The 12,805-nt window shown below is 61.4% G+C and carries 13 protein-coding genes and 1 tRNA gene; 7 read left to right on the top strand and 7 right to left on the bottom strand.

Features of this window, described 5'->3' with window-relative positions:
* Nucleotides 1-14: 14 nt before the first annotated feature.
* Together HKD31_RS08220 and HKD31_RS08225 are read left to right on the top strand one after the other, a co-directional pair.
* Entirely contained in the window at nucleotides 15-581 is a 567-nt protein-coding gene (locus tag HKD31_RS08220; protein ID WP_194264682.1) for a VTT domain-containing protein, read from the top strand.
* A 5-nt stretch (nucleotides 582-586) separates the two neighbouring features.
* Nucleotides 587-1,651, top strand: coding sequence for an ATP-grasp domain-containing protein (locus HKD31_RS08225; RefSeq protein WP_194264612.1), 1,065 nt, complete (start codon nucleotides 587-589; stop codon nucleotides 1,649-1,651).
* Between the two features lie 21 nt (nucleotides 1,652-1,672).
* Here HKD31_RS08225 and HKD31_RS08230 read toward each other — a convergent pair whose 3' ends face one another.
* Entirely contained in the window at nucleotides 1,673-2,137 is a 465-nt protein-coding gene (locus tag HKD31_RS08230) for an MlaD family protein (protein WP_194264611.1), read from the bottom strand.
* Nucleotides 2,138-2,296: 159 nt separating this feature from the next.
* On the opposite strand from HKD31_RS08230, the gene HKD31_RS08235 reads away from it, so the two are divergent.
* A complete protein-coding gene (locus tag HKD31_RS08235; RefSeq protein ID WP_194264610.1) occupies nucleotides 2,297-3,139 on the top strand; it encodes an undecaprenyl-diphosphate phosphatase in 843 nt (280 codons plus the stop codon).
* Nucleotides 3,140-3,177: 38 nt separating this feature from the next.
* Nucleotides 3,178-4,719 carry an amino acid permease gene (locus HKD31_RS08240; RefSeq protein ID WP_194264609.1) on the top strand — a complete coding sequence of 514 codons (1,542 nt, stop codon included), beginning with the start codon at nucleotides 3,178-3,180 and terminating at the stop codon, nucleotides 4,717-4,719.
* Here HKD31_RS08240 and HKD31_RS08245 read toward each other — a convergent pair.
* Nucleotides 4,711-5,916: a mechanosensitive ion channel family protein gene (locus tag HKD31_RS08245; RefSeq protein WP_011251629.1), complete on the bottom strand. Its 1,206-nt coding sequence runs from the start codon at nucleotides 5,914-5,916 to the stop codon at nucleotides 4,711-4,713. The two genes, HKD31_RS08240 and HKD31_RS08245, sit on opposite strands and share 9 nt — an antisense overlap.
* 203 nt (nucleotides 5,917-6,119) lie before the next feature.
* Here HKD31_RS08245 and HKD31_RS08250 point away from each other — a divergent pair.
* A tRNA-Met gene (locus HKD31_RS08250) sits at nucleotides 6,120-6,194 on the top strand.
* 76 nt (nucleotides 6,195-6,270) lie between these two features.
* The gene (locus HKD31_RS08255; protein ID WP_194264608.1) at nucleotides 6,271-7,140 is read left to right on the top strand and encodes a glycosyltransferase family 2 protein; all 870 of its coding nucleotides are present in this window, start codon (nucleotides 6,271-6,273) and stop codon (nucleotides 7,138-7,140) included.
* Nucleotides 7,141-7,199: 59 nt separating this feature from the next.
* On the opposite strand, the gene HKD31_RS08260 is transcribed toward HKD31_RS08255, so the two are convergent.
* On the bottom strand, nucleotides 7,200-7,658 hold the full coding sequence (locus HKD31_RS08260; protein WP_228120416.1) for a DUF4167 domain-containing protein: 459 nt from the start codon (nucleotides 7,656-7,658) through the stop codon (nucleotides 7,200-7,202).
* A gap of 263 nt (nucleotides 7,659-7,921) precedes the next feature.
* A complete protein-coding gene (prmC, locus tag HKD31_RS08265) occupies nucleotides 7,922-8,767 on the bottom strand; it encodes a peptide chain release factor N(5)-glutamine methyltransferase (protein ID WP_194264681.1) in 846 nt (281 codons plus the stop codon).
* Nucleotides 8,768-8,797: 30 nt separating this feature from the next.
* Here prmC and HKD31_RS08270 point away from each other — a divergent pair, with 30 nt between their 5' ends.
* Complete coding sequence (locus HKD31_RS08270) at nucleotides 8,798-9,268, top strand: hypothetical protein (protein WP_194264606.1); 471 nt, start codon at nucleotides 8,798-8,800, stop codon at nucleotides 9,266-9,268.
* Nucleotides 9,269-9,271: 3 nt separating this feature from the next.
* Here the strand turns inward: HKD31_RS08270 and prfA are convergent, their stop codons facing one another.
* The 3 genes from prfA to ispG are packed head-to-tail and all read right to left on the bottom strand — an operon-like array spanning nucleotide 9,272 to nucleotide 12,730.
* Entirely contained in the window at nucleotides 9,272-10,333 is a 1,062-nt protein-coding gene (prfA, locus tag HKD31_RS08275) for a peptide chain release factor 1 (protein ID WP_194264605.1), read from the bottom strand.
* 4 nt (nucleotides 10,334-10,337) lie between these two features.
* Nucleotides 10,338-11,585, bottom strand: a complete 1,248-nt coding sequence (hisS, locus tag HKD31_RS08280; RefSeq protein WP_194264604.1) for a histidine--tRNA ligase — start codon at nucleotides 11,583-11,585, stop codon at nucleotides 10,338-10,340.
* A complete protein-coding gene (gene ispG, locus HKD31_RS08285) occupies nucleotides 11,585-12,730 on the bottom strand; it encodes a flavodoxin-dependent (E)-4-hydroxy-3-methylbut-2-enyl-diphosphate synthase (protein ID WP_194264603.1) in 1,146 nt (381 codons plus the stop codon). The genes hisS and ispG overlap by 1 nt, the downstream gene beginning before the upstream one ends.
* Between the last annotated feature and the right edge of the window lie 75 nt (nucleotides 12,731-12,805).

The following is a 12,805-nucleotide window of genomic DNA, read 5'->3' on the forward strand; positions in this document are numbered from 1 at the left end:
GAACCTCCCCACTCGTGATCGCCATCGGCCCCGCCATGGCCTCGCAGCCAGCCTGGCTGAAGGCAGCCACCATCATTGTGGGCACCTTCATTCTCGAAGACGTGGCAACGGTACTCTCCGCCATCGCCGCCCGCGCCGGGGAAGTCAGCATCCCTTTGGCGCTGGGGGCACTCTATTTCGGCGTCGCGGTCGGGGACATGGGCCTTTATGGCCTTGGTGCCGCAGGTGCGCGCTGGCCCTATCTCAAGCGGTTCCTGACCCTTCCCAAACGCGAACGCACACAGGACTGGTTCAGCTCCAACGTCATCCGCGTCGTGGCCATCTCCCGTTTCGTGCCCGGCGCCAGACTGCCGCTCTATACCGCCTGCGGTTTTTTCCGCGCACCGTTCCTTCCCTTTGCCATGACCGCAGTTCTGGCTACGCTGGTCTGGACGACGTGTCTTTTCCTGCTCGCCATGAGAGTCGGGGGCTGGCTGCTCGCCCATCAGGGCGGCTGGCGCTGGGCCGGACTGGCGGGGTTTGTCCTGTGTATCGTTGTCGTCGGGCGCCTGATCGCCCGTCTCCAGACCGTGAGCCAGTAACAGCAATGTCCAAGTCAGAAGCCGACCAGAACCCCCTCTCCCTTTTCGAATTCTGGCCCGGGTCCATCTTCTACACCCCCATCGTCCTGTACTGGATCGCCATGGGGATCAAATACCGCGACCTCAGCATCTCGACCGCCGCCAATCCGCGTATCGAAACCGGCGGTCTGTGCGGCGAGAGCAAGTCCTCCATCCTCGACATGGGTGGCTCCACGGCACAGTCCTATATCGCCCCTTATGTCGTCTTCCGCAGCGGCAAGGGTTCCGTTCGCCGCGCACTCGACGCCATGGAGCGCAAGGGCCTGTCCTTCCCCGTCGTCATCAAGCCCGATATCGGCTGCAATGGCACGGGTGTGAAACTCGTCCAGTCCCGCGAACAGCTCGAAGCCGTCCTGCCGCAGTTCCCTGACGACGTGGACATGCTGGCGCAGGAACTCATTACCTATCCCGTCGAGGCTGGGCTGTTCTACATCCGCCATCCCGACGAGCCACGTGGCCGCATCACCTCGATCACCTACAAGGAAGCGCCGGTCCTGACAGGCGATGGCGTGTCCACCATTGAGGAGCTGATCCTGCGCGATCCCCGCATGAGCCTGGTGCCGCAGATCTATCTGCCGCGTCTGGCCGGACGGGAGAAGAACGTCCTCGCCAAGGGTGAGGAAATGCCGCTGGTCTTCGCGGGCAACCACTGCAAGGGTTCCGTCTTCCGCGACGGCCGCGCCGACACCACGGACGCGCTGACCGCACGCCTCGACGCCATCATGAAGGACATCCCGGATTTCCATTTCGGACGCGTGGACGTGAAAGCCGCTTCCATCGAGGATCTGCGGCGTGGCGAGAACTTCCAGATTATCGAGATCAATGGCGTCGGCTCCGAAGCCACCCATATCTGGGACCGTCGGACGACGCTCTGGGAAGCCTATCGCGCCCAGTTCTCACATTACCGTCAGACGTTCCTGATCGGCGCTGCAAACAGGGCACGTGGATGGAAGACATCGGGCGCGTTCTCGATGCTGCATTCCTGGCGCAAGCAGCGCCGGCTGCTGGCGTCCTATCCGCTGAACGACTGAGACCGGTATGGCAAGCAGGCCTTACTGGCCCAGCTTGCCACCGCCAAAGATGTAATTGCTGACCTGCTGCTCCAGAGAAAGCTGATCCTGCGTATCGGTGATCTTGCCCTCACTGGACAGCGTGGTGTGGGAATGACCGGGCTGGATCTGCAGAGCATTATCCGCCGTCATGGTCGGTGCACCGATGCCCACGGCCGTATCCGCGGGAAGATGCAGGCGCTGGTCCACCGTAAAGGCCACATCGGCCATCTGTGTGCGCGGATCAAGCGTGATGGAGACAACACGACCTACAGGCACACCGGCGAGATCAACATTAGCGCCCGCATGAAGGCCATTCGCGGAGTTGAAGGCCGCGTGCAGGGTTTCGCCCTGAAAGTCAGGCCCCTTGCGCAGGGCATTGCCGTAGACGAGGAATGTTCCGGCAATCGCCAGAACGAGACCACTGGCCAGGATGGCGCCCCCACGGCCGCTCAATGTTGACTGCATGCCAGCCTCGCCTTCCGGAAAATCTTGAACAGAACGGGAGTTAGTCCTCCCTTGACCGCCCGGTCAAGGTGGAGAGCAAGGTTGCGTCCTCTGCCACCATCAGGCAAGTGATCTGCTTTTCCGCCTTTGTGACGAAGGCTTCCACCCGAAACAGGCTCCATGACGCTTCTCCAGGCCCTCATCCTCGCCATCGTTCAGGGAATTACCGAACCCTTCCCGGTCAGCAGCCTCGGTCATGCCGTGCTCCTGCCCGCGCTTCTGCACTGGGATCTGGACGAACACGCCCCGATGTTCCTGCCGTTTCTGACCATGCTGCATGTCGGCACGCTGGTCGCGCTGGCCGGTGTGTTCTGGCGGGACTGGATGGCCATTCTGGGCGGCATGTTCGGTCGCTACGGCAACTACCGGCAGATGGAAGCGATTCGGATCTTCGGACTGCTGGTCATCGCCACCATTCCGGCCGTTCTGGTCGGATGGCTGCTGGAGCACCGCCTGCGCGCCGTGTTCGGCACGCCCCTCGCCGTTGCGGGGTTCCTGATCCTCAATGGCTTCCTGCTGATGGTCACCGAATGGCTCCGGCGCCAGAAGGGCCACCGCGACCACAAGCCCATCGCAACACTTGCTCCCAAGGATGCCGTGATCATCGGCATCTGGCAGTGCTTGGCTCTCCTCCCGGGTCTGTCGCGTTCAGGTGCGACCATGAATGGTGGCCTTCTGCGCGGGCTGGACCATGAAACGGCCGCGCGGTTTTCGCTCCTGATGGCCCAGCCCATCGTGCTTGCGGCCACAGTCCGTGAAGCCTGGCAGATGCGTCACATGACAATCTCACACGACATCATGGTGCAGTGTGTTGCCGGTGCAGTCGTCGCCGGGCTGACCGCGCTGATCTGCTCGCTCGTGATGCTGCGCTTCTTTCGCAACCATGATGGCTGGGCCCTGACACCGTTTGGTGTCTACTGCGTTCTGGCCGGCCTTTTCGCCGGGGCCGTCATTCTTCTCTGACCTTTCCAGCCGCCGTTTTTCGCGGCACATTGCGGATCATGCCAGCTTCGATACAATCTCCTTCCGATCTCCCCGGACCAGGCCGCCGAAAGACCCTTGAACAGGTCCTTTTCGAGAACGACACGAACGGCCTCAAGCGCAGCCTGACGGCGACGCAGCTGATCATCCTCGGGGTCGGGTCCACGATCGGCGCTGGCATCTATGTCATGACGGGTACGGCCGCTGCCGAATATGCCGGCCCCTCGGTCCTGATTTCTTTCGTCATCGCTGCCCTTGCCTGCCTGTTCACGGCCTTTTCGTACGGCGAACTTTCCTCGACCCTTCCCGTATCGGGCTCGGCCTATTCCTACGCCTATATCTCGATGGGCGAGAAAGCGGCCTGGATGGTCGGCTGGCTCCTGCTTCTGGAATACGGCATCTCATGCTCTGCCGTCGCGGCGGGCCTGTCAGGTTATGCAAGCTCCCTGCTGGGCGTCACCGGCTTTCACATGCCGTCTGCACTGACCCACGCAACGCTCCAGCCCGTGCCCGGCACGGCCGGATCACAGATCAGCGCCGACTGGCGGTTCGATCTGATCGGCTTTACCGCGACGCTTCTCGTGACGGCCCTGCTGGTCCGGGGCGTCGAGGAATCCGCCCGCATCAACACCATGATCGTGGCGCTTAAAGTCGGAGTGCTGTTCGTGTTCGTGGCACTGGGCATCGGGGCCGTCAATCCGGCGAACTGGCATCCGTTCATTCCCGCCAGTGAAGGCGGTTTCCATTATGGCGTACGCGGCATTTTCCGCGCGGCTTCAGTCATCTTTTTCGCCTATGTAGGGTTCGAGGCCGTTTCCACCGCCTCGGCTGAGGCCCGCAATCCCACCCGCGACGTGCCGATCGGCATCATCGGCAGCCTGCTGATCTGCACCATCGTCTACATGATCGTCGCGACCGTCCTGCTCGGGATCGTGCCCTATCGTGAACTGGATGTGCCCGATCCGCTCGCCATTGCCGTAAAGATCATGCACACGCCCTGGCTGTCCCTGCTGGTCAATATCGGCGCCACGATCGGCCTGTGCTCGGTTCTGATGGGCCTGATGTACGCGCAGTCCCGCGTCCTGCTGACCATCAGCCGCGACGGTCTGATCCCGCAGATCTTCAGCGTCATCCATCCGAAATTCCGCACGCCGTGGATCGGGACCATCGTCCTCGGCCTCGTGGTCGCGCTCATCACCGCAACCCTGCCGATCGACATCATCAGCGATCTCGTTTCCATCGGGACGGCTGCGGCGTTCGGGATTGTCTGCTTCACGGTCATCTGGCAGCGCAACACGCGGCCTGACATCGTGCGTCCCTTCAGCGTCCCGCTGGGCGGTATCCGCATCCGCGGGATCTGGATCGGCACGACCCCCGCGCTCGGCATCCTGTTCTGTCTGGTCATGACCATTCCGCTGGTCTCGGACATGGTTCACGCCGTTACCAGCGGCAATCCGGTGCCGCTGATCCTTCTGGTGACCTATCTGGCGCTGGGCATTGCAACTTACGTCTTCTACGGACGGCGCCATTCAAAAATGCGCCCCGAGCCTCCCTCAGTCTGACGACATCGACGAACTGCCTGGCCCCATACCCGGGCCCATATAGCTTCCCGGCGGCGGCCGGCTGATCGGGGGCGCCATCCGTTCCCAAGGCTCCTGCATACCCGCTGCGGGGGGCATCATGGAGAAACGCGAACGGGGCAGCGCCTCGGGGCATTCATCGCGGATGCGGGCGATGATCTTCTCACGGATATCGCACCGCAAATCCCAGCTCTGAAGTGCCGTGCGCGCACTGGCGATGATGCGGATGGACATGACATGCGCGTCGCAATCCGCCACCTGAACGTCGAACACGCGCCCGTCCCAGAGCGGGCAGCCGCGCACGATTTCGTTCAGCATCTCGCGGATCTTGTCCATCGGCGCCTGATAATCGACCCACAGGAACACGACGCCGATGATGGCCGCGGAATTATGCGTCCAGTTCTCGAACTGGTTTTCCAGAAAATACGAGATCGGCACGATATGCCGCCGCCAGTCCCAGACCCGCAGCACCACATAGGTCGCGTTGATTTCCTCGACCCAGCACCAGTCACCATTGATGATGATCAGGTCTTCCATCCGGATCGGCTGGGTCAGCGCGATCTGCACACCCGCAATCAGGTTCGTCAGCAGCCCGCGCGCTGACAGACCGACGATCAGGGACGCCGCCCCTGCCGACGCGAACAGGGACAGACCGTACTGCTTGACGGAGGGAAACAGCATCAGGGCCGAGGCCACGGTCACGATGCCCACCAGGATTTCCGTCAGCCGCCGCAGGACGCGGATCTGCGTCTGGTGCGAGCGGATCATGATGTCGTCGGTCTCTTCGCGCGCCGCGAGGCGGTTGAGATAGACCTCCGTCATGATCCGGAAGACCATGATTGCCGAGAACCCGAAAGTCAGGATCAGCAGGAACAGGAAGAAGAGCTGAAGATCGTCTTCCTGCGCCGCCGTAAAGCCGGTTGCGGCCGGCAGCGCGGACAGCATGGCCAGAAGCGCCACCATCAGCCGCGTGGGCCTGCGCAGGGACGAAACGATGCGCCGGATCAGCGCAGCCTTGCGCGATCCCGGGATCCGCAGAAGCTGCGTCGTGACCAGATTACCGCAATAGAACGCCAGCACCCCCACAACCACCAGCATCAGCACCGAAACGACGGAAGCAGGTAGCCAGGTGAAATAGGACCGTATGGCAAACAGGGTGCTGACGAAATGTTGCGTCACCAGATGAAGGACTCCTTGCGTTAAAAGGAATTGCGGGCCTGAAAGAGGCCAAATGGATTGGAAAACCGTGATACCTCAAATGCCACGGGCACCCCGGACAATGCGACCCGTAAAAACATCTTATTTTCCCGGGACTAACGTGTTGACACCCTGAAAGATCCCCCTTAAAACCCCGCGACAACGCCGGTTAACCCCGGCCGGATGGCGGTGTAGCTCAGTGGTAGAGCAGGGGAATCATAATCCCTTGGTCGGCGGTTCAAATCCGTCCACCGCTACCATCCCTTTTCCCGAAAACAGAAAATTCATTGCGGCTATGCCCTGCTGTGCGGGACCGTTTCCTGTATTCTGCCCGGCATGATCAAGAAACCCCTGGCCGTCGTGACGATGGTCTATAACGAGCCGGAACATCTTCAGCTCTGGCGCCGTCATTATGGCGCGCAGGCTGGAGAAGCCGCCTGCTATGTGATCGATCACGGATCGGATGATGGCTCGACAGAGCATCTGGGGCAGGTGAACGTCGTGCGGATCCCCCGCTCCCCACAGGACGATGAACGCCGCACCCGCGCCATCGGAAAATTCTGCGACAGCCTGCTCGAATGGTATGACAGCGTCATCTATACGGATGTGGACGAAATCCTGCTCGCGGACCCAGCTTTCGTCCCTTCCCTGACGGAATTCGCGCTCCTGAACCGCTCCCCGGTCGTCACCGCCACAGGCTTTGACGTCATCCATATTCCGGACGAGGAAGCGTCGTTCGACTACAGCCGCCCCTTCTCCCTTCAGCGCCGCCATCTCCGTTTTTCCAGCGCGATGTGCAAACCGGTCCTGGCCCGCATTCCTATTACATGGGCTCCGGGTTTTCACTGCTGCGAGGAAACCGTCCCCAGCCTTGCGGCCCCTCTTTTCCTGTTCCATCTCCGCTACGCGGATCTGGCATCGGGACTGGAGCGACTGGACCGCACCCGCAGGCAGCCCTGGATTTCCGAAGAGGTCGGACGTCACCAGCGTCTGGAAAACACGGACTGGGAGAACATGCTGCGCAGCATGGCCGGACTGCCCCGGACGGACTGCACGCTCGATAACTGTGACGAGCGTCTGATCCAGTGGCGCCAGCAGGTCGAGGACAGCACACAGACACGTCTGCACGACCGCTACCGCCTTGATCTCCATCTGAGCGGCACGGAGCTGTGGCGCCTTCCCGAGCGCTTCGTAGGACGGGTCTGAGACACAAAAAAAGCCGGCCCTTTGCGGGACCGGCTTTTTTATCTGTCTGAACCGAAACTTCAGTCCGCTTCGACCTCGGCTGTGCGATGATCCTGATCGTCTTCCGAGGGACGCTCGGCATTGTATTCGGCGTCCTGTTCCTGTGAGGGCTGCTCCTCTTCAGAACGCTCGCCACGCGGCTCCCGGCGGTCTTCATAAGCGCGCTGGCGCTGCTGCTGACGCTCGGTGCGCTCCTGCTGGCTCTTCTCGGCGGCCTGGTTCATGGCGTTGAGAATACGGAAATAATGTTCCGCGTGCTGGAAATAGGCTTCTGCAAGAATGCGGTCGCCAGTTCCGGTCGCGTCGCGGCCCAGCTGGAGATACTTCTCGAACAGCTGCTGCGCCGTACCACGGACCCGCAGATCGGGTCCATTACTGTCAAACACATGGTTGCGGTTCAGAGGTGTCTGGGCATTGCTGCTGCGTGATGGCCCACTGCCCGCACGATGATGCCGGCCTCTTATGCGCTTCATATTCATCGACCCGTGATGCACTTTCATGATGACGTGGACCGTTCTGCAACTGCAGAAAGTCCGACCGCCGCTGTCGAAAAAGACGTCTGTCTGTTCCGCTATGGCTGAACCCGGCTCAGCCAGTCTTCCATCGTCAGTGCATGATGACATGAACGATGGGCAAAGATACGCCTGACAGTGCTGATAAAACACCCTCAAATCGCATGCATTGGCTTTAGCAATACCAAGTTCCGCCAGTCAAGCCAACGGTTTTTCGTCACAATCCGCCCTCACCCGTCCGATTGCAGGACCAAGGCCCTTTCGATGCCGCCCAGATCGGCCTTATGCGCCACGTCCCGCAGCCCGCTCGCCGTTCCCAGCGCGGAGACCGCATCGATCTGCCCGATCCCCATCTCCAGGATCGCGTATCCCCCCAGCACCAGAAGCCCGGGCAACGCAGCGCACAGGATGCGATAGGCGCCCAGCCCGTCAGCGCCGCCATCCAGAGCCCGCGCCGGCTCATACTGCACGACTTCAGGCATCAGCCCGGCCAGATCCCCGCTCTCGATATACGGCGGGTTGGACAGGACGACATCAAAGCGGGCGTTCAGCGCATCCGCCCAGCTTCCAGCCAAGAAGGTACTGCGTCTCGCCAAGCCGGTGCGGATGGCATTGCGTCGTGCCAGTGCTGCCGCCTGCGGAGACAGATCCACCCCCACACCCGTGGCCTGTGGATATTCGGACAGGGCCGCCAGCAGCAGACAGCCTGTTCCGGTTCCAAGATCGAGGATGGAAAGCGGCGCGTTGCGGTCTGGACAGACATCCAGCAGGGCTTCGATCAGGGCTTCACTGTCGGCGCGGGGAATCAGCGTGTCACGCCCCGTCTCCAGATCCAGCGTCCAGAAGCCTGTTTCGCCGGTAATGAACGCAAGAGGTTCCCGGTCCAGGCGCCGCTTCAGAGCTCCTGCGAATCGCGATTCCTGCACAGGCTCCACACTATCCAAAGACAGCAGACCGCCCAGATCACGCCCTGTCGCCCAGCACAGCAGGAGCCGGGCTTCACGGCGCGTATCCTCGATCCCGGCCAGCTCCAGCGCCTGTGAGGCCTCGCGCAAAAGATCATCTTTGGCCATCATCATCGAAGCGAACCTGTTATAGTTGGTGTCATGAAGTCCAAACGCGCCTTCCTCTATTCCGCCCTGCTGCTTGGCTGCACGCTCAATTCAGTTCACGCCCAGTCTGAACTGTCCACGGAACTGCCCCCGTCCTTTACCGTGACGGACGAGCGCGCGCCCGAAGAAATTTCGGAAGTCTCGCGCCTTTATCTGGACGGCAATCTGGTGGCGACCTTCAGGCTGGGACTGTCCAAGGCACATGAGACGCAGACGATCCCGCTTCCGGTCGGCCGCTTCGATGTCGATTATGCCCTGTGTGGCGAAATCACCATTGTCCATAACGGCCATCAGGAAACCCATCAGGTCAGCAGCGAAGGCCAGCTCCATCATCCCGAAGGCCATTCGCTCGACGCCGTGGGGACCAACAACTTCACCGATTTCTTTCTGGTCGACTATGATGACGCCGCTGTCGCAACCCACCGGCATGGCCGCGCCGCTGTCTGCGCGACACCCAATACCTGAGGCTCAGAACCCTTCGGCGGCGAGCAGTTCCGTCTGCTCTTCGCGGGTCAGGGCGTCGATGATCTCATCGAACTCACCGCCCATGATCCGGTCGATCTTGTAGAGCGTCAGATTGATCCGATGATCCGTCACGCGCCCCTGCGGGAAATTATACGTCCGGATGCGCTCCGAACGATCGCCCGTCCCGACCTGTGATTTCCGGTCCGCTGCCCGGGTGGCATGAAGCTGCGCGCGTTCCCGCTCATAGAGCCGGGCGCGCAGGATCTTCATCGCTTTGGCCTTGTTCTTGTGCTGGCTTTTCTCTTCCTGCATCGCCACGACAATGCCGCTGGGCATGTGTGTAATGCGAACTGCACTTTCCGTCTTGTTGACGTGCTGGCCGCCCGCTCCCGAGGCCCGGTAAACGTCAATCCGCAGGTCATCGTCATTGACCGTCACATCGACTTCTTCGGCTTCGGGCAGTACGGCCACGGTCACGGTCGAGGTGTGGATCCGTCCCTGACTTTCCGTCGCTGGAACGCGCTGCACCCGGTGCACACCGGATTCGTATTTCAGCCGCGCGAAAACCGAACGGCCGGAAATGGTCGCCATGCCTTCCTTGAGGCCGGCCACCTCGTTCTCAGCATATTCCATGACCTCGAAACGCCAGCCATTCTGTTCGGAAAAGCGTCGGTAGGCATCAAACAGTTCCGCTGCGAACAGACCCGCCTCATCGCCGCCCGCTGCCGGTCGGATTTCAAGGATAGCACTGCGTTCATCCGCCGCATCTTTCGGCAGCAGCGCCAGACGCAGGGCGTGCTGAAGATCGGGCAGGGTCGCCTCGATCTCCGCAAGCTCCATCTGGGCCAGCTCACGCATTTCCGGATCATCAAGCAGGGCCTGCGCCCCGGCTTTCTGCTCCTCGGCATCTTTCCAGGCCTGAATGGACGTCACTACAGGCTCAAGCTCGGCATATTCCTGCGAAAGACGGGTGAAATCCTCACCCGTCAGATCGCCGGAAGACATCAGGGCCTGAACTTCCTCCGAACGCGCGACAATCCGCTCAAGCCTGTCGTCAAATGCCATCTGTTCAGGCGCGTCCTGTGCTCAGAACGCGCACCAGATCCGCAAACGGAACTTCCTGCTGCTCACGGCTGGAGAGGTCACGAAGCTGCACCACGCCTTTGGCGATTTCCTCATCACCAAGAACGATGGCATGGGATGCGCCGGACTTCACAACGCGCTCCATCCGCTTCTTCATGTTGCCACGGGTCTCGATCTCGGCCCGCAGACCAGCAGAGCGCAGAGCGCGCGCAATGGATGCGGCTTTGAGGACGGCTTCGTCTCCCATCGGCACCAGCGCAATCCCGGCTGAAAGTTCGGGGACAGAATCCAGCAGCATCGCCAGACGCTCGATCCCGCCGGCCCAGCCGATTGCCGGAATGGCCGGGCCACCCATCTGCTCCACAAGACCTTCATACCGACCACCGGCCAGCACCGTGCCCTGGGCGCCAAGCTTCGAGGTTACGAACTCGAACGCCGTGTGGCTGTAGTAGTCAAGGCCACGGACGATGCGTGGATTTTCAACGAAATCGACGCCGAACGCCTGAAGGCTGGAGCGCAATCCGTCCCAGAACTGCCGGGATTCATCATTCAGATAGTCCGCAAACGCGGGAGCATCGTCGAGCAGCTTGCGATCCTGTTCGGACTTGCTGTCCAGAATCCGAAGCGGGTTGGCTTCGAGCCGGATCCGGCTCTCTTCGGACAGCGCATCGGCATGATCGCGGAAATACGCCACCAGAGCCTCCCGCCAGGCCTGACGGCTGGCGAGATCGCCCAACGTGTTGAGCTCCAGCGTGACATGATCACCCAGACCCAGTTCACGCAGGATGTCCTGCGCCATGGCAATCGTCTCGGCGTCCCGCAGCGGGCTTTCCGCTCCGATCAGTTCGCCGCCGATCTGATGGAACTGACGGTAACGTCCTTTCTGCGGGCGCTCGTAGCGAAACATCGGCCCGTGATAGAACACCTTCTGCGGCAGGGACTGCGTCAGGCCGTTCGTGACCAGCGCCCGGCAGATCGCCGCCGTCCCTTCGGGACGCAGGGTGATGCTCTCACCGCCGCGATCCTCGAACGTGTACATCTCCTTGGACACGACGTCGGACGTCTCGCCGAGCGTACGCGAAAAGACGCGCGTATCCTCGAAGATCGGTGTGCTCCATTCCTCGAAACCATAGGTCTGCAGCACTCGGCGGGCCGTCTCCACAACATGGTGGTGACGGCGCATGGTATCGCCGATGAGGTCATGAGTGCCGCGTGGGGGCTGAAGTCCTGACATCAGTGCGCTGCCGGGTCCATCAGCTTGGCCGTTGCACCTTCTTCCTTGCTGGCCTCGATGTCAGACACCTTTTTTTCCACCAGTTCAACGATATGCTCGATCATGTCGCCAGCCGGCATCGTGTGATCCTGACGGCCTGCGGCATAGACCATATGACGGCCATTGCCGCCGCCGGTCACACCGATATCTGTCATCAGCGCTTCACCCGGACCATTCACCACGCAGCCGATGATGGACAGCGTCAGTGGTGTCTTGATGTGCTGCAGGCGGTCTTCCAGCGTCTGCACCGTCTCGACGACGTTGAAGCCCTGACGCGCACAGGACGGGCAGGAAATGATCTTCACGCCACGATGACGCAGACCGAGGGACTTCAGAATATCCCAGCCAACCAACACTTCTTCTTCCGGAGCGGCAGAAAGCGAAACACGCATCGTGTCCCCCACGCCAGCCCAGAGCAGGTTGCCCAGACCGATGGAGGACTTCACGGTACCCGCACGCTTGGAGCCGGCTTCGGTGATGCCGATATGCAGCGGGTGGTCACAGCAATCCGCAAGCTGCTGATAGGCCGCAACCGCCATGAACACGTCAGAGGCCTTCACGCTGATCTTGAACTCATGGAAGTCGTGATCTTCAAGGATCTTCGCATGTTCCAGAGCGCTCTCGACCAGAGCTTCCGGGTTGGGCTCACCGTATTTCTCGAGCAGGTGCTTTTCGAGCGAACCGGCATTCACGCCGATCCGGATGGAACAGCCATAATCCTTGGCGGCGTTGACGACTTCACGCACGCGCTCGGCGCTGCCGATATTGCCCGGATTGATTCGCAGGCAGGCCGCACCGGCCTTGGCGGCTTCGATGGCGCGCTTGTAGTGGAAGTGGATATCCGCAACGATGGGGACGTTCACTTCATGCACGATCTCCGCCAGCGCGGCCGTGCTGGCCTCATCCGGGCAGGAGACGCGCACGATATCCACACCAGCCAGCTCGGCCAGGCGGATCTGGTCGATCGTGGCCTGCGCATCGGATGTCAGGGTGTTGGTCATGGTCTGCACGGAGATCGGGGCATCACCACCGACCGCAACCTTGCCGACATGGATCTGGCGCGACTTGCGACGCTCGATGTGCTGATAGGGACGGTAGCTGCTCATGATTTACCTCTTCGTGCCCGGAAAGGACCGGGAGCTCTGACCCAGTGGGCTGTATTCAGGGGCATTGAGCCCCCC

The sequence above is a fragment of the Gluconobacter potus genome (assembly GCF_015244705.1).
GTDB classification, from domain to species: Bacteria; Pseudomonadota; Alphaproteobacteria; order Acetobacterales; family Acetobacteraceae; genus Gluconobacter; species Gluconobacter potus.